11 protein-coding genes are annotated in these 15342 nt (G+C 71.8%); 5 read left to right on the top strand and 6 right to left on the bottom strand.

Features of this window, described 5'->3' with window-relative positions:
* Positions 1-145 precede the first annotated feature (145 nt).
* Both DEI82_RS07210 and DEI82_RS07215 read left to right on the top strand, forming a co-directional pair.
* A complete protein-coding gene (locus tag DEI82_RS07210; RefSeq protein WP_111036346.1) occupies positions 146-967 on the top strand; it encodes an aldo/keto reductase in 822 nt (273 codons plus the stop codon).
* Positions 968-1026: 59 nt separating this feature from the next.
* Positions 1027-2481 (top strand): M20/M25/M40 family metallo-hydrolase, encoded by a 1455-nt coding sequence (locus tag DEI82_RS07215; protein WP_111036347.1) that lies wholly within the window; start codon positions 1027-1029, stop codon positions 2479-2481.
* Between the two features lie 9 nt (positions 2482-2490).
* On the opposite strand, the gene DEI82_RS07220 is transcribed toward DEI82_RS07215, so the two are convergent.
* From DEI82_RS07220 to DEI82_RS07235, 4 genes are all read right to left on the bottom strand, one after another.
* A complete protein-coding gene (locus DEI82_RS07220; protein WP_111008727.1) occupies positions 2491-4278 on the bottom strand; it encodes a DEAD/DEAH box helicase in 1788 nt (595 codons plus the stop codon).
* A gap of 67 nt (positions 4279-4345) precedes the next feature.
* The gene (locus tag DEI82_RS07225) at positions 4346-4990 is read right to left on the bottom strand and encodes a DUF1345 domain-containing protein (protein WP_111036447.1); all 645 of its coding nucleotides are present in this window, start codon (positions 4988-4990) and stop codon (positions 4346-4348) included.
* Between the two features lie 72 nt (positions 4991-5062).
* On the bottom strand, positions 5063-5338 hold the full coding sequence (locus DEI82_RS07230) for a hypothetical protein (protein WP_111008728.1): 276 nt from the start codon (positions 5336-5338) through the stop codon (positions 5063-5065).
* 112 nt (positions 5339-5450) lie between these two features.
* On the bottom strand, positions 5451-7142 hold the full coding sequence (locus DEI82_RS07235; RefSeq protein ID WP_111036348.1) for a sodium:proton antiporter: 1692 nt from the start codon (positions 7140-7142) through the stop codon (positions 5451-5453).
* Between the two features lie 126 nt (positions 7143-7268).
* Here DEI82_RS07235 and DEI82_RS07240 point away from each other — a divergent pair, with 126 nt between their 5' ends.
* Positions 7269-8237 carry a LysM domain-containing protein gene (locus DEI82_RS07240; RefSeq protein ID WP_258371996.1) on the top strand — a complete coding sequence of 323 codons (969 nt, stop codon included), beginning with the start codon at positions 7269-7271 and terminating at the stop codon, positions 8235-8237.
* A gap of 18 nt (positions 8238-8255) precedes the next feature.
* Here DEI82_RS07240 and DEI82_RS07245 read toward each other — a convergent pair whose 3' ends face one another.
* Entirely contained in the window at positions 8256-9695 is a 1440-nt protein-coding gene (locus tag DEI82_RS07245) for a PLP-dependent aminotransferase family protein (protein WP_258371997.1), read from the bottom strand.
* Between the two features lie 61 nt (positions 9696-9756).
* Here DEI82_RS07245 and DEI82_RS07250 point away from each other — a divergent pair, with 61 nt between their 5' ends.
* Positions 9757-10404, top strand: coding sequence for a YitT family protein (locus tag DEI82_RS07250; RefSeq protein ID WP_111036349.1), 648 nt, complete (start codon positions 9757-9759; stop codon positions 10402-10404).
* Between the two features lie 51 nt (positions 10405-10455).
* On the opposite strand, the gene DEI82_RS07255 is transcribed toward DEI82_RS07250, so the two are convergent.
* A complete protein-coding gene (locus DEI82_RS07255) occupies positions 10456-14025 on the bottom strand; it encodes a GH92 family glycosyl hydrolase (RefSeq protein WP_309146642.1) in 3570 nt (1189 codons plus the stop codon).
* Here DEI82_RS07255 and DEI82_RS07260 point away from each other — a divergent pair.
* Positions 14019-15326: an MFS transporter gene (locus tag DEI82_RS07260; RefSeq protein ID WP_111036351.1), complete on the top strand. Its 1308-nt coding sequence runs from the start codon at positions 14019-14021 to the stop codon at positions 15324-15326. The two genes, DEI82_RS07255 and DEI82_RS07260, sit on opposite strands and share 7 nt — an antisense overlap.
* The last annotated feature ends 16 nt before the right edge of the window (positions 15327-15342 follow it).

Raw genomic sequence — 15342 nt, forward strand, 5'->3', positions numbered from 1 at the left:
AGATGTGTATAAGAGACAGGGCGGGAGGGACGTGCGGCGGCTGCCGCTGAGCGACTCGACCGCACGCACCGCCCCCGGCGGGGAGTAGCGTCCGCCTCGGCACCCGACGCCGCGGTCCGCGGCGCCCGACGAAGGAGGTCCCCCCATGCCCGCACTCATCGACACCTTCACCATGTCGAACGGCCTGCACATCCCGGGGATCGGCTTCGGCACCTGGCAGATCCCCGACGGGGCGGCCGCGTACGACGCCACCCGCGCCGCGCTCGACGCCGGGTACCGGCACATCGACACGGCACGCGCCTACGGCAACGAGGCGAGCGTCGGCCGTGCCATCAAGGACAGCGGCGTCCCGCGCGACGAGGTGTTCGTGACCACGAAGTGCCCGGCCGAGGTGAAGACCGCCGACGGCGCCCGTCACGCCTTCGCCGAGTCCGAGCGCCTGCTCGACGTCGGCCCGATCGACCTGTACCTCATCCACGCGCCCTGGCCCTGGAACGCGATCGGCTCGGACCACCGCGCCGGGAACATCGAGGTGTGGAAGGTGTTCGAGGAGCTCTACGACGCCGGGCGCACCCGTTCGATCGGCGTCTCCAACTTCGACGTGGACGACCTCGAGTCCCTCGCCGCGGACACCGACGTCGTCCCGCACGCCAACCAGATCCGCTGGTTCATCGGCAACACCCAGGACGAGACCACCGCCTACTGCCGCGAGCGGGACATCCTCGTCGAGGGGTACTCGCCGCTCGCCACGGGCGGTCTGCTCGAGAACGAGGCGATCCGGGCGATCGGCGAGCGGTACGGCAAGTCCGTCGCCCAGGTCGCGATCCGCTACCTGCTCGAGAAGGACGTCCTGCCCCTGCCGAAGTCCACCACGCCGTCGCGCATCGCCGAGAACGCGGACGTCGACTTCACGCTGTCGGCCGAGGACATCGCGACGCTCGACGCGCTCGAGGACACCGACGCCTGACGCTCCGTGCAGGCGGTGGTCCGTACCGTCACGGCAATCGCCTCGAGGAACGGATCAGGATGAGCGCCACGAACGACACGACCGACACCGCGTCGAACGACATCGCGATCACGGACACCGACGCGACCGAGGTCGTCCGGTTCCTCGCCGAGCACCGGCAGCGTGTCGTCGACGAGTTGAGCGCGTGGGTGGCGATCCCGTCCGTCGGCGCGCTCCCGGAGCGGGCCATCGACGTCGAGCGGTCCGCGCACTGGCTCGCCGGCGAACTCCGGGCGATCGGGTTCACGACCGAGCTCCTGCGGGCCGGGCCGTCCGTGGCGGTGTACGCCGAGTGGCAGGTCGACCCCGCGCTGCCGACCGTGCTCGTGTACAGCCACCACGACGTGCGGGACGCGAAGCCCGAGGAGTGGAAGGAGACCGCGCCGTTCGCGCCCGTGTTCCGCGACGGCCGGCTCTACGGCCGCGGTGCGTCGGACGCGAAGGGCCAGATGATCGCGCACCTGTGGGGACTGCGGGCGCACCTGGCGACCCGACCGGGCGGGTTGCCGGCGGTCAACTTCCGGGTGATCGTCGAGGGCGAGGAGGAGCTCGGCTCGACGCACTTCGCGGACCTCATCGAGACCCACCGGGACCGGTTCGCCTGCGACGTCGTCGTGTTCTCCGACACGCTGCAGTGGAAGCAGGGCAACCCCGCCGTCGTCACCTCGATGCGCGGCATGACCGGGGCCACGCTGACCATCACCGGGCCGGAGCGCGACGTCCACAGCGGAGCGGCGTCCGGACCGACGCCGAACCCCGTCCACGTGCTCGTCGACGTCCTCGGGCGGCTGCACGACGACGACGGCCGCATCGCGCTGCCCGGCTTCTACGACGACGTCGAGGAGCTGACCGACGAGCGGCGGCGCGAACTCGAGGACCTGTCCTTCGACACCGACGTCTGGCTCGAGCGCACCGAGACGCGGAGCGTCACGGGCGAGCGCGGGTTCACGGTCGAGGAGCGCCTGTGGGCACGGCCGTCACTCGAGATCCTCTCGGTCCTCGCGGGCGACCCGACCGGCGTCTCGCGTGCGGTCATCCCGTCCCAGGCGACCGCCGAACTCAGCATCCGCACCGTCCCGGGGCAGCACGTGCACACCGTCGCGGAGCAGGTGCGCGCGTTCTTCGACGAGCACATCCCGGACAGCGTGGTCTACGAACTGTCCATCCCGGAGGAGTCGGGGCAGGACCCGTACGTCACACCGTCCGGGCCCGCGCTCGACGCCCTCGACCGAGCCATGGCGCGCGGACACGGGACCCCCACCGCCGGCCGCATGGGCAACGCGGGCGGCGGGCCCGCCGAGCTGCTCGGACGCGAGCTCGACGTCCCGGTGCTGTTCGTGGGCACGGGGCTCCCCGAGGACCACTGGCACTCGAGCGACGAGAGCATCGACCTCGAGATGCTCGTCGCCGGCGCGGCCTCGATCGCGCACCTGTGGACCGAACTCGGCGCGTCGATCGAGCCCGAGCGCTCCTGACGCTCCCGCTCAGCGGTACCGGGGCTTGCGCGGCGGCCGGTCGTCGCGGTCGTCGCGCCCGCCTCGGTCGTCGCGGTCGCGGCGCGGACCGCCACGACGGTCCGGGCGGATCTCGATGAGCTTGCCGCTGATCCGGGTGTCCCGCAGGCGGTCGAGGACGTCCTCGGACAGGTCCGCCGGGAGCTCGACGATCGAGAAGTCCGGACGGATCTGGATCTGACCGAAGTCGTCGCGGCCGAGGCCACCCTCGTTCGCGAGCGCGCCCACGATCTGGCGCGGCTCGACGCGCTGCCGACGACCGACCTCGATCCGGTAGGGCGCCATCGGCTGCGTCGACCGGGCCCGCCGCTCGGGCCGTTCGCCGCGTCCGCCGGTCTGGTCGTCGCGGTCGTACACGCGCGGTCCGCGGTCCTCGGTGGCGCGGCGCTGCCGCTCCTCCTGCGGGTCGAGCAGCAGCGGCTCCTCACCCTGGGCGACGACGGCGAGGGCCGCCGCGACGTCTGCCTCGGGCACGTCGTGGTGCTCGACGTAGTGCCCGATGATGTCGCGGAACGCCGAGATCCGGTCCTGCTGCTCGAGCGCCGCGGTGATCGCGTCGTCGAACCGCGCCAGACGCGTGACGTTGACGTCCTCGACCGTGGGCAGCTGCATCTGCGTGAGCGGCTGACGCGTCGCCTTCTCGATGGCGCCGAGCAGGCGGCGCTCACGGGGCGTGACGAAGCTGATGGCCGCACCACTCCGGCCGGCGCGGCCGGTGCGTCCGATGCGGTGCACGTAGGACTCGGTGTCGATCGGGATGTCGTAGTTCACGACGTGCGTGATGCGGTCGACGTCCAGGCCCCGTGCCGCGACGTCGGTGGCGACGAGGATGTCGAGCTTGCCGGACTTGAGCTGGTTGACCGTGCGCTCGCGCTGCGCCTGTGCGACGTCCCCGCTGATGGCGGCGGCGGCGTACCCCCGGGCCCGGAGCTTCTCGGCGAGCGTCTCGGTCTCGCTCTTCGTGCGGACGAACACGATCATCCCCTCGAAGTTCTCGACCTCGAGGATGCGGGTCAGGGCGTCGACCTTCTGCGGGTAGGACACGAGCAGGTAGCGCTGGGTCGTGTTCGCCGAGGTCGTCGTCTTCTGCTTGACGGTGATCTCGGCCGGGTCGTCCAGGTACTGCTTCGAGATCCGACGGATCTGCGCCGGCATGGTCGCCGAGAACAACGCGACCTGCTTGTCGTCCGGCGTCTCGGCGAGGATCGTCTCGACGTCCTCCGCGAACCCCATCTTGAGCATCTCGTCGGCCTCGTCGAGCACGAGGTACTTGAGCTCGGACAGGTCGAGGGTGCCCTTGGCGATGTGGTCCATGATGCGCCCCGGCGTGCCGACGACGACGTCGACACCGCGGCGGAGCGCCGACAGCTGGACGCCGTACGCCTGCCCGCCGTACACCGGCAGGACGTGCACACCGCGCATGTGCGCGGCGTACTGCTCGAACGCCTCGCACACCTGGAGTGCGAGTTCACGGGTGGGGGAGAGCACGAGGGCCTGCGGCAGTTTCTGCGAGGACGCGAGCCGCGACAGGATCGGCAGCGCGAACGCAGCGGTCTTGCCCGTGCCCGTCTGTGCGAGGCCGACGACGTCGCGCCCCTCGAGGAGGGTGGGGATCGTGGCGGCCTGGATCGCGGACGGCACCTCGTACCCGATGTCGCGCACGGCCTTGAGGACCGGCTCGCTCAACCCGAGGTCGGCGAACGTCGGCGAAGCCCCGTCGGTGTCGGCGGCGGTCGGCGTGTCCGTGTCGGTGCTCATACAGGAACGGTATCCGGTCGAGGGTGTCCCGCGTGGCGGATCGCGGGCCCGCGCCTCCCGTCCGGCGTCAGCCGAGTCCGGCGACGAGGTTGACGAGCGTCGCGAGGATGACCGATCCGAACACGTACGCCAGCAGGCAGTGGCGGAGCACGACGCGACGGATCGCCGTGGAGGTGACGGCCGTGTCGCTGACCTGGAACGTCATCCCGAGGTTGAAGGCGAAGTACGCGAAGTCACCGTACGCGGGCGGCGTCCGCTGGTTGAAGTCGATGCCGCCCTCGGCGTCGCCGCCGTAGTACTGCACGGCGTACCGCAGCATGAACAGCGTGTGGATGAGGATCCACGACAGGGCGACACTGAGCACGGCGAGGGCCGCCAGGAGGTCCGCTCGGAGTCCGCCGCTCTCCTTCGACCCGATGAGCGTCATGCCGACGATGAACAGGCTCCCGACCGCTGCGAGCACGAGGAGGACGTGGCTCACGCGGCGCGTCGGGTCCTCGCGGAGCGCGTGGATGCGGGTGGCGACGCCGTCGAGGCCGTGGACGGCGGTCCAGACCCGCACGAGGTAGGTCAGGCAGGCGGCCGTCCAGCCGATCGCCCAGGCCGCGAGCCCGGCGTGCACGACGAAGGCGACGACGCCGGCGGCCACGCCGACGACGACCATCGCGACGAGGCGAGCACGGGAGCGGCCGCGGTGCGCGCCGACCTGCATGGAGTCCACCGCATGATCGTCGCCGCCGGTGACTCCGCGCGGGCTGCGACACGCGCTCGCGGCGTCGCCGACCTACTCGTCGTCCGGGTGCTCGCGGTGGTCCCGCGCCGTGCGCAGGCCGACGACGAGCGCCGCGATGCCGGCGATGAAGCCGCCGAACGTGCTGATGACATTCGAATCATCCGGGCCGGGCACGCCGCGCACCAGGTTGACCAGCGCGCTGATCCCGTCGACGACGAACACGACGCCGAGCGCGTACCAGACGAGGTCCGCGTGCCGCTGGAGCCACCCGGAGATCCGCGGCTCGTCCTCGTCGGCGTCCGTTCGCGGGGTGGTCTCGTCGTCCATGGTCGGGATGCTAGCCGCTGGGCACTCGGTGGCCGCTGGCCGTGCGACCGTCCCCTGCGATCGGGTGCACGTCGTTCGGCACGGTCGTGTCCCGGTGGTCGTGCCCGGCGTGTCAGGTGGCGGCCGTGCCGCGCAGCTCGATGGCGATCTGGGTGGCGTCGAGGTTGGCGAGCGCGTCCTCCAGGACGTCGGCGTCGAACGTGCCGTTGTCGCGGGCGTCCAGCAGCGCGGACCGTTGCGCCGCGATGACGGCGAGGCGGTGCTCCTTGGCGATGCCGAACTGCTCCTGGGTCGGGTCGCCCCCGAGCTGCGGCGGCTCGGGCACGGACTCGCCGCTCGACCGCATGAGCTCGAAGAGCCGCGTGCGTTCGGCGTCCGTCTGCTGTTCGAGCGCCGCGGTGTCCCGTGGTGGCGTGATCCGCCGCAGCAGGGGCCCGATCGTGCCGCCCTGGACGAGGAGCGACAGGGCCGCGACCGCGAACGCGATGAGCACGAGAGCCGAGCGCTGTGGCGTGTCGTGCGGGAGGGTCTGGGCGGCGGCGACCGTGACGGCACCGCGCATGCCCGCCCAGACGACCGCGGTGCCCTCGCGCCATCCGAGCGGCTCTCGCCGGAAGTACGCGATGTCGGCGAGCACCTGCGTCACGCGTCGGGCGAACCGCTCGAGGTCCCGCGCGGACCGCGGGCGGCCACCGGAGCCCGGACCGGGCTGCCGCGCGTTCACCTCGACGAACGCCTGCCGTTGGCCCTCGGGTGTGTCGAGCTTCGCCTGCACGCCCTGCAGTCGGTCCTCCAGCCGGACTCCGCGGCCCGCCCGGGCACGGAGGACCCGGAGCAGCGGCGCGACGTACGCGGCCCGGACCATCACCGTGAGCACGAACGCGCCGACGGCGACCAGGACGGCGATCCCGACACCGGCGTGGTCGTGGTGCACGGCCCCGACGATCGACGTGATCTGCAGGCCCATGGTCAGGAACACGATGCCCTCGAGCACGAGCTCCACCGTCCGCCAGTTCTGCGAGTCCGACAACCGGTGCTGCGGCGACAGGTCCCGCGGCGCGAAGACGCCCGTGATGAGGCCCGCGACGACGGCGGCCACGAGTCCGGACGCGCCGAGGGACTCCGCCGGGACCGCCGCCGCGAACGGCACCGCGAACGAGATCACCGTGTTCACCGTGGGGTCGGTCACGCGCTTGCGCACCACGAGGTCCAGCCAGCCCACGAGCCACCCGATCAGCAGCGCCACGACGACCGAGTACGCGAACGTCCCGACCGCGCCCCAGAACGAGAAGGACGCGGCCGTCGCGACGATCGCGGTGCGGAGGAGCACGAGCGCCGTCGCGTCGTTGAGCAGGCTCTCGCCGTCGAGCATCGCCACGACGCGCTTGGACACCGACGTCCGCTTGATGATCGACGTGGCCACGGCGTCGGTCGGACTCACGATCGCGCCGAGCGCGACGCCCCAGGCGAACCCGAGGCCGGGCAGGACGAGCATGAAGAACAGGCCGAGCACGAGTGCACTGCCGACGACGAGCAGGACGGACAGCCCGCTGATCGCCCCGAACTCGCGCCGGAAGTTCATGGCCGGCATCGACACCGCCGACGCGTACAGCAGTGGGGGGAGGAGGCCCTCGAGCACCCACGCCGGCTCGATGTGGACGGAGGCGAACCACGGCAGGAAGCTCGCACCGACGCCGATCGCGACGAGCACGAGCGGCGCGGCGATCCCGATGCGCGGGCCGACCACCGCGGCCGCGGCGATGAGCACGAGCGCGGACACGATGAGCACCAGGAGTTCCGTCACGGATCCAGACTGGCAGGCTCCGAGCACGCCGGGGGGACCCGTCGTGTTCCGCCGATCCCGGCCCGTGCTCGGTCGACGCGCTCGGTCGCCACCCGAGCGGCGGCTAGGATTCCCTGAGGAGGCATCATGTCCAGGTGGGGGGACCGCGACCGAGTCGGCGCGGAGCAGAGCGGGACGCCGACGGTGCGCGTGATCGGTGTCGTGGTCGCGGTGGCGACGGCGGGCCTGTTGACCGGGTGTTCGATGCTCGGCGGGACGACCGACCCGGGCCCGTCCGTCACGACGTCGCACCCTCCGACGCACCACCGCACGGCGACCGTGTCCGCCACGCCCACACCCACGCCGACCGCCCCGAACGCCGGCGTCATCCCCGGGTCCGCGACGCCGTGCCCCGCGACCGCCGGACCCGAGGCGGCGCCGAGCCCGAGTCCGACGCTCACGTCCGTCCCGCAGGGCACCGTCGTCGCCCAGGGGGACGTCGCGTCGCCGAAGGGCAGCATCCACTTCCACTACCGGATGGTCGCGAACGGCGACGACACGTACTCCGCCGAGTACTCCGGGTTCACCTCGACCGTGCCGGTGCCGATCTCCGTCACGCTGCTCGACGTCCCGCCGGAGGTGGGGGACGGCCTGACCTACCACGGGGTCGCGGACCACCAGCTCGGGGGTCCGACGACCACACCGGCACCCGCGTCGTCCGCGTCCCTCGGCGACATCGGGCAGCCGGCGTACCTCGGGACGCTCGTGACCTACTCGTCGGCGGCGGCCGAGGCCGACGTGCCGCAGGAACTCGGCCCCGACAAGGTCCTCGCCGTGGACACCGTGCACTGGTCGATCCCCGTACGGCAGTCGAACGTCCACCCGGTCGACGGCGGGGCACGCCCCTACGCCTCCGGCACCGTCACCGCGACGACGGCCAGCGGTGCCCCGAAGCGGTACCGGGTGGCCCACGGCGACACGACGGCCATGGTGGCGTCGCGGTTCGGGATCTCGGTGCAGGACCTCATCTGGCTCAACGCGGGCCTGCAGGTGTTCGGCGACCAGCAGTACCTCTACGAGGACACGACGATCAACCTCGACCCCGACAGCAAGTAGCCCCCGGCCGGGACCCGGTCACACGACGGCCGCGATCGGCCGACCCGGGGCCCGGACCGCGGAGTCGAGCCGCGTCCACGCGCGGCCCAGGGCCTCGACGAGCCGCACCTGCGCGTCCGCCGGCACCGCGTAGGGGACGCGGAGGAACCCCTCGAAGCCCCCGTGCGGCCCGAACGCACCACCCGAGGTGAGGACGAGGCCCTCGGCGCGGGCGGCGAGGACGAGCGCGCTCGAGACCGGACGGCCGAGGCGCACCCAGGTGGACAACCCGCCGGCCGGTGCCGGGACCTCCCACTCCGGCACCCGGTCCCGCAACCCGGCCACGACGGTGTCGCGGGCGGCGCGGAGGAAGGTGCGCCGGGCCTCCAGGGCGGCCGCCGTGTCCGGGACGAGCTCGCGGACGATGCGCTGTTCGATCGCGGGCGTGCCGAGGTCGCCCGTCGGCCGGGCGAGCACGAGGCGCTGCAGGAGCGCGGGGTCCGCCCGGATCCAACCGACCCGCAGACCACCCCAGAAGACCTTGCCGGCCGATCCGATGAGGACCGCTGGACCGGCCGTCGCGAACGGCGGCACCACGTCGCCGTCGATCCGGAGCTCCGCCATGGTCTCGTCGGCGATGACGACGGTGCCGGCGTCCGCGGCCGCAGTGAGCACGGCCTCCCGGAGTGCGGACGGCATGGTCGCCGCGGTCGGGTTGTGCAGGTCGGGCATGAGGTACGCGACCGCGGGCGCGCTCCGCCGCAGCGCGCTGACGAGCGCGTCGCCGTCCCAGCCGTCGTGCGCGTCCACGGGCACGGCCACCAACCGTGCCCCGGCCGCGCGGAACGCCTCGTGGGCGTGCGGGTACGTGGGGGACTCGATGAGGACCTCCGTGCCGCGGCGCACGAGCACGCGCGCCAGGAGCGCGATCGCGTGCTGCGCGCCGAGGGTGACGAGCACCTGGTCCGCCGTCGTCGGCAGGCCCCGCGTCGTGTAGCGGTCGGCGATCGCCGCCCGGAGCCCCGGGTCGCCGACGGTGTCGTACCCGGTGCCCACGAGTGCGGCCGGGAGGCCCTGCACCGCCCGCACCGCCGCCTCGGCGACACCCGGGGCTGCGTGGAGCGCTGCCTTCCGCAGGTCGAGCAGGTCGCCGTCCACCGGCGCGGCGAGGTGGTCCGGGTCGGGCCGCCCGGCGACCGCGGACGGGAGCCGCAGCACACTCCCCGACCCGCGGGTGCTGCGGAGGAACCCGTCGTCCCGGAGCAGGGCGTAGGCGCTGGCGACCGTCGTCCGGCTGACGCCGAGCGCGTCGGCGAGCTGCCGTTCGGCGGGGAGGCGCGTCCCGACCGCGACCCGCCCGTCGATCGCGAGCACGCGGACGGCGTCGGCGAGTGCGCTGTAGGCGGGCCCGGACGAGCCGTCGCGCCAGTGCGTGAGCAGGGCGGCGGCGGCCCGGGCCGAGAGCACGAGGGGGATCACGGTGGCCAGCGTAGGAGGATTGGCTCTCGACGACCAGTCCAATCCGCGGTTGGGTGCTCGTGTGTCCCGCCGCCCCGCGCTCGTGCTCCGTGTCGTCCAGCTCCTCGTCGGTCTGTTCCTCTACGGGGCCGCGACGGCGCTCATGGTCCGCGCGGTCATCGGCGTCGCGTCGTGGAGCGTGCTCACCGAGGGGCTCGAGCGGATCGTGCCGTGGTCGTTCGGCACCGTGACCCTGGTGTCGAGCGGCGTCATCCTGCTGTTCTGGATCCCGCTGCGCCAGCGGCCCGGCATCGGCACGGTCCTCAACGCGCTCACCATCGGCCCGGCCGCCGACCTCGTCCTCGCCGTCGTCCACACCCCCGCCGGGCTGCCGGGACGCATCGGGCTGTTCGCGCTCGGGCTCGTCCTGCTCGCCGTCGCCACGGCCTGCTACATCGGGGCCCGGTTCGGAGCGGGCGCGCGGGACGGCCTCATGGTCGGACTCCACGAGCGGCTCGGCTGGCCGGTCTGGCTGGCACGGACCGCGATCGAGTTGACCGTCGTCGTGGTCGGGTGGCTCCTCGGCGGCGACGTCGGCGTCGGGACCGTCGTCGCGGCGTTCGCCATCGGACCGATCGTCGGCCCGCTCATGCCCGTGTTCGCCCGTCTGCCATGGTGTGCGGCCACAGCCGGTCCGTCGGACCGAGCACACCGACCACGGACGGGGTGAGGCCCGACACCGTTCCGGTGCCGGGCCTCCCGAGCGGGCGTCGCTGACTGCTCAGTGCTGCAGCGTCATGGCGTAGATCTCCAGATCGCTGTCGCGCTGCCAGTCGAGTCCTCCGGACCCCGGTGCGACCCACGCCGGCACCGACGGGTCGGTGAGGGAGAGCGACCGGACCTGCTTCCCGGCCTGCAGCGGCACGGTCGTCTCGTACAGCGACGCCCCGGTGGCGGTCTTCCCGGTCCCCGCCTTGAGCTGGTACGGGGTCTTCAGCACCGTGCTGTTGCCGAAGTCCGGGGACTGGTTCGCCCAGCCGGTGAGCTCGAGCGGCACGGTCGCGGTGCTGCCGTCGGTGTACGTGACGACGGCGGTGGCCGACGCGGCGCCGGTGCTGCCGTTGTCGGACGCGCCCACGATGTGGAGACTGCTGTACTCGCCCGACGGCAGAGCGATCGCCTGCCCGGTGGACTTGACGAAGTTCTCACTGGTGCCCGAGGTCGGCGGTGCCTCGTAGGTGACGCCGTCGAGGGTGACCGGTCCGGGTGCCGGTAGCTGGTCGGCCGCGTAGCTGAGACCGGTTCCGTCGAAGTCGCCCTGGCCGGGGGAGGTGAGGGTCGCGACGCCGTCGTTGTCGTAGACGCCGTTGAGATCCACGGCGCACGAGGTGCTCGTCCGGATCGCGCAACTCGTGCCGTCCTCGACGACGACGCTGACGCTCTTCCGCACAGCTGGCGCTCCGGCCAGCTTCGCAGTGAGAGCGACGGTGTACGTGCCGGGTCCGGTGCCGGCCGGAGCGACGACTCGCAGGCGGTCGTCGAGCTGGGTGGGCAGTCCGTTCGAGGTCGCGGTGACCGTCGTGCGGGACGGGGACACCGTCCAGCCCTTCGGCGCCGACGCGGTGACGGCGACCTCGGCGTTGCGCGGAGCGGTGGCCAGGAGCGTCAGGTCGACGTGCTGCTGTGACGGGCGACCCGCGGTGGGCTCCACGATCGCCTGGTCCGGCGAGACGTCGGCGCTGAGCTGGCGCACGGGGTTCGAGACGGTGTCGATCGACGGGGGCGCGTCCTCCGCGGCCGTGGCCCAGGTGGTGGGATCGGTGCTCAACGCGTACGCGATGTGACCACCGTGGGCGATGTCGGTCTGGTCGACCCAGGCCTTGTCCCACGACGTGCCGTTCACCGTCGCGGAGGCGATGTACCGGTTCGCCATGCTCGTGCCGGGTGCGGAGATCGTCAGCATCCCACCCTGTGTCTTGCCGTATCCACCGATCTGCACCTGGGCGTTCGGGAACTGCGGCGTCGTGATCACGTCGAAGTCGCCACCACTGGTCGTGGGGTAGAGCCCCAGCGAGGACATGACGTACCACGACGACATCTCACCCATGTCGTCGTTCCCGGGGATGCCGCCGGGAGTGTTCGTGAACAGGGTCTCCTGCGCCTTCACCACGGTCGCGGTGTTCCCCGGCTTCCCCGTCCACGCGTACAGGTAGGGCGCGATGAGGTTCGGCTCGTTGTTCGGGTTGTACGCCGTGGAGTCGTAGTAGTCGTAGGGGTCGCTCACCCAAGCGGTGCGGGCGGTCCCGGTGGGATCGGTGAGGAGCGCGTCGTAGTCGAAGAACTCGTCCAGTCGACCTGTCGTCGCCGCACTGCCCCCCAGCATGCCGACGAGCCCCGCGGGATCCTGCGGCACGAGCCACTGGTACTGGCTCGCGTTCTGCTCGTGGAACGCGTGGTCGCTCGTGACCGGGTCGTAGGGGGACAGCCACGTGCCATCGGCTGCGGTCCGTGGCCGGAACTGACTCGTCTGGGTGTCGAACACGTTCCGGTACGACTGCCCGCGCTTGGCGAACATCGCGGCGTCCTCCGCGTGGCCGAGCCCCTTCGCCATGAGGGCCAGTGATGCGTCCGCTGCCGCGTACTCGAGTGTGGCCGACGTGCCGTAGTAGCAGTCGTTGTCGTTGCTCTTCGTCGGGCAGCAGTTGCCGCTCGTCCCGCCGTGGCAGTCGGCCGCCGGCTCGATGTTCAGCCCGTACGGGATGTACCCACGTTCCGCGTAGTAGGCGACCCCGGCGCGTCCGTTCTCTCGGACACCGGCGGGTGGCACCTCCGTGGCGTTCGCTCGGAGGTACTCGTACGCCTCCGCGGCGTCAGCCCCGGTGAGCAGGCCCTTGGACCAGCCCTCGACCAGGAACGGGGTGACCGGGTCGCCGGTCATGATGTTGCCCTCCTGGTCCTCGAGATACCAGCGGGGCAGCGCCCCGCCCTCGCGGGCGATCGCGATGATCGACATGTCGATGTCGTGCGCCACCTTCGGCACGAGCATCTCGAGCAGCTGGTTCTGCGTCCGGTACGTGTCCCAGAGCGAGAAGTTGCTGTACGGGGTGTAGTCGCTGGCGGTGTGGATCTTCTCGTCGGCCCCGACGTACCGACCGTCGACGTCGCCGATCAGGTTCGGGTCGAGCATCGAGTGGTAGAGCGCCGTGTAGTACGCGACCTGCTGATCGTGCGAGCCCCCACCGATCGCCGCCTTGTGCAGCATCGTGTTCCAGTCGGCGGTGAGCGCTCGGTGCGCGGCGTTGAAGTCGAAGCCCAGCTTCCCCGTCTCCGCCGACAGGTTCTTCCGCGCTCCGGCGAGCCCGGTGAAGGAGAGTCCCACCTTCGCGACGACGGGATCGTCGTTCTTCGTGGTGTCGAACGTGGCCCATGCACCGTTCGAGCCCTTCGCGGCCGAGGTGCGCGAACCCGACGTCCGCTCGGTGCCCTTCCACGTGCCGTACGACGCGAACGGTCGGCTGAGCTCGACGTGGAAGTAGGTCTTCTTCGAGTCGTCGACCCAGCCCTCGACCGTCCGGTTCCCGACGACGTGGATCTCCGAGCTCGTCACGCCCGCGCCGGCGTTGAACAGCACGTTCGCCTGGCTCGTCCGCGGGAAGGTGTACTGCTGCCATCCGGTCCGTGCCGTCGCGGTCAACGCGACCTTGACGCCGTACCTGTCGAGTTGCGTCTGGTAGTAGGCGGGACCCGTGGTCTCGTCGTCGTGGCTGAACGTCGACGCGTACTGTGCCGGATCGGTGGAGCTGACCACGCCGGTCGTGGGCATCATCGGCAGGTAGTTGAACCGACACCCGTTGATCGTCGTCTGGCTGAACCCGGTGACCGTGTCAGCGGCCTCCGTGTCGCACCCCGTGCCACCCGCCGTCTTCATCAACGGACTCTCCTGGACCAGGCCGAACGGAGCGCCGGCGGCGGGGAAGTCGAGGCCCTCGTTCTCGGTACCGATGAACGGATTGACCAACTTCGTCAGATCCGTCCCGGAGCCCGGTACGGCAGCGGGCTCCGCGGCAGCGCTCGCGCTCACTGCCGTCCCCACGGTGGAACCGGCCACGGCGAGGCCGACGCACAACGCGATCACCCCCAACCGTCCGACGCGACGGTGTCCCCGCTGTGCGTGTCGATCGGAAGCGAGCGTCGTCGAGCGCATGTGATCCCCGTCGTGTCCACGCCCGTCGACACCGTCGTCGCGAGCCGGTGGCGACGTTAGACCGGATCTTCTACCCCCGCAAGAGGGGCCTTCGATGTCACACGGGAATGGACGACGGCACCAGCGCTCTTGAGCACTCCATGACATCGTCGACGGAACGCCGCGGCTGGCTCAGCGTGCTCTCGGTGGCACTCGGCTCGTTCGTGCTCGTGCTCTCGGAGTTCCTGCCCATCGGACTCCTGCCCGCCATCGCCCGCGGGCTGCACGTCGACATCGGCACCGCAGGACTCATGGTCGTCGCCACCGGACTCACCGGCGCCGTCGCCGCACCGGTGGTCACCGTCGCCACCTCCCGCGTGGACCGTCGCGTCGTCCTCGTCGCCCTCACGGCGCTCCTGGTCGTGGCCGACGCGCTCGCCGCGGTCGCGCCGTCGTTCTGGGTGCTGCTCGTGGCGCGGATGCTCCTGGGCGTCGGGATCGGCGGGTTCTGGTCGATCGGTGCCGGGATCGCCGGGAGGCTCGTGGCGCCGTCCGCCGTGATCCGCGCGACCTCGTTCATCACCGCCGGCATCTCGGTCGCGACGGTCGTGAGCCTGCCGCTCGGTGCGTTCGTCTCGTCGCTCGCCAGCTGGCGGCTCGCGTTCGTCATCGGCGGCGGCCTCGGTGTGGTGGCGCTGGGCCTGCAGGTCGCGATGTTGCCGCGGATCCCGGCGACCCAGGCCGTCCGGTTCGCGACGCTCGGCGGGCTGCTCCGGATCCCGCGCGCTCGCGTCGGTCTCATCGCCGCGGTGTTCCTGTTCGTCGCGCAGTTCGCCGCCTACACGTACGTTTCGCCGTACCTGGAACAGATGGTCCGCGTCGACGCGGACACCGTCACGATCGCCCTGCTCGTGTTCGGCATCGCGGGGATCATCGGGAACTTCGCCGCGGGGTGGACCCTGAGCCGCAGCGTGATCGGCACCATCGGCGTGGCGAAGGCCGTGCTCGCCGCCTCGGTCGTCCTGCTGCCGCTCGCGGCACAATCGGTCGTCGCGGTGTTCGTCCTGCTCGCGGTCTGGGGCTTCGTGTGGGGTGCGCTGCCGCTCGGGACGCAGACCTGGATGTCGAACGCGTCGCCCGGCTCGTCCGAGAGCGGTCTGGCGCTGTTCGTCACGACCATCCAGCTCGCCATCGCCGGCGGGTCCGTGCTCGGCGGCGCCGCCGTCACGTCGTTCGGGCTCGCGACCGACTTCTGGTTCTCGGGCGCCGTCGCGGTGGTCGGCGCCGTCGTGCTCGTCTGGCTCGGGCAGCGCCGACCGTCGAGTCCGGCCATGACCGGGGGAACGGCGACGACCGCGGGGTCGGCGACGACCGCGGGTCCCGCGACGACCGCGGGACCCGCGACGACCGCCGCGATCCGCCTCCCGGGTGCCGGCGACCCGGACCCGGTGTGCACGCCGGCTCCCTGACGAACGGACGATGCTG

It is taken from the genome of Curtobacterium sp. MCBD17_019, from assembly GCF_003234555.1.
In the GTDB taxonomy this organism is placed as follows: domain Bacteria; phylum Actinomycetota; class Actinomycetes; order Actinomycetales; family Microbacteriaceae; genus Curtobacterium.

What these genes read in the sequence shown, in the direction of transcription:
- DEI82_RS07225 (WP_111036447.1), bottom strand. Translation starts at nt 4,990, where the DNA reads ATGCAGGTCGGCGCGCACCGCGGCCGCTCCCGTGCTCGCCTCGTCGCG.
- DEI82_RS07240 (WP_258371996.1), top strand. Translation starts at nt 7,269, where the DNA reads ATGTCCAGGTGGGGGGACCGCGACCGAGTCGGCGCGGAGCAGAGCGGG.
- DEI82_RS07220 (WP_111008727.1), bottom strand. Translation starts at nt 4,278, where the DNA reads ATGAGCACCGACACGGACACGCCGACCGCCGCCGACACCGACGGGGCT.
- DEI82_RS07255 (WP_309146642.1), bottom strand. Translation starts at nt 14,025, where the DNA reads ATGTCATGGAGTGCTCAAGAGCGCTGGTGCCGTCGTCCATTCCCGTGT.
- DEI82_RS07230 (WP_111008728.1), bottom strand. Translation starts at nt 5,338, where the DNA reads ATGGACGACGAGACCACCCCGCGAACGGACGCCGACGAGGACGAGCCG.
- DEI82_RS07210 (WP_111036346.1), top strand. Translation starts at nt 146, where the DNA reads ATGCCCGCACTCATCGACACCTTCACCATGTCGAACGGCCTGCACATC.
- DEI82_RS07260 (WP_111036351.1), top strand. Translation starts at nt 14,019, where the DNA reads ATGACATCGTCGACGGAACGCCGCGGCTGGCTCAGCGTGCTCTCGGTG.
- DEI82_RS07215 (WP_111036347.1), top strand. Translation starts at nt 1,027, where the DNA reads ATGAGCGCCACGAACGACACGACCGACACCGCGTCGAACGACATCGCG.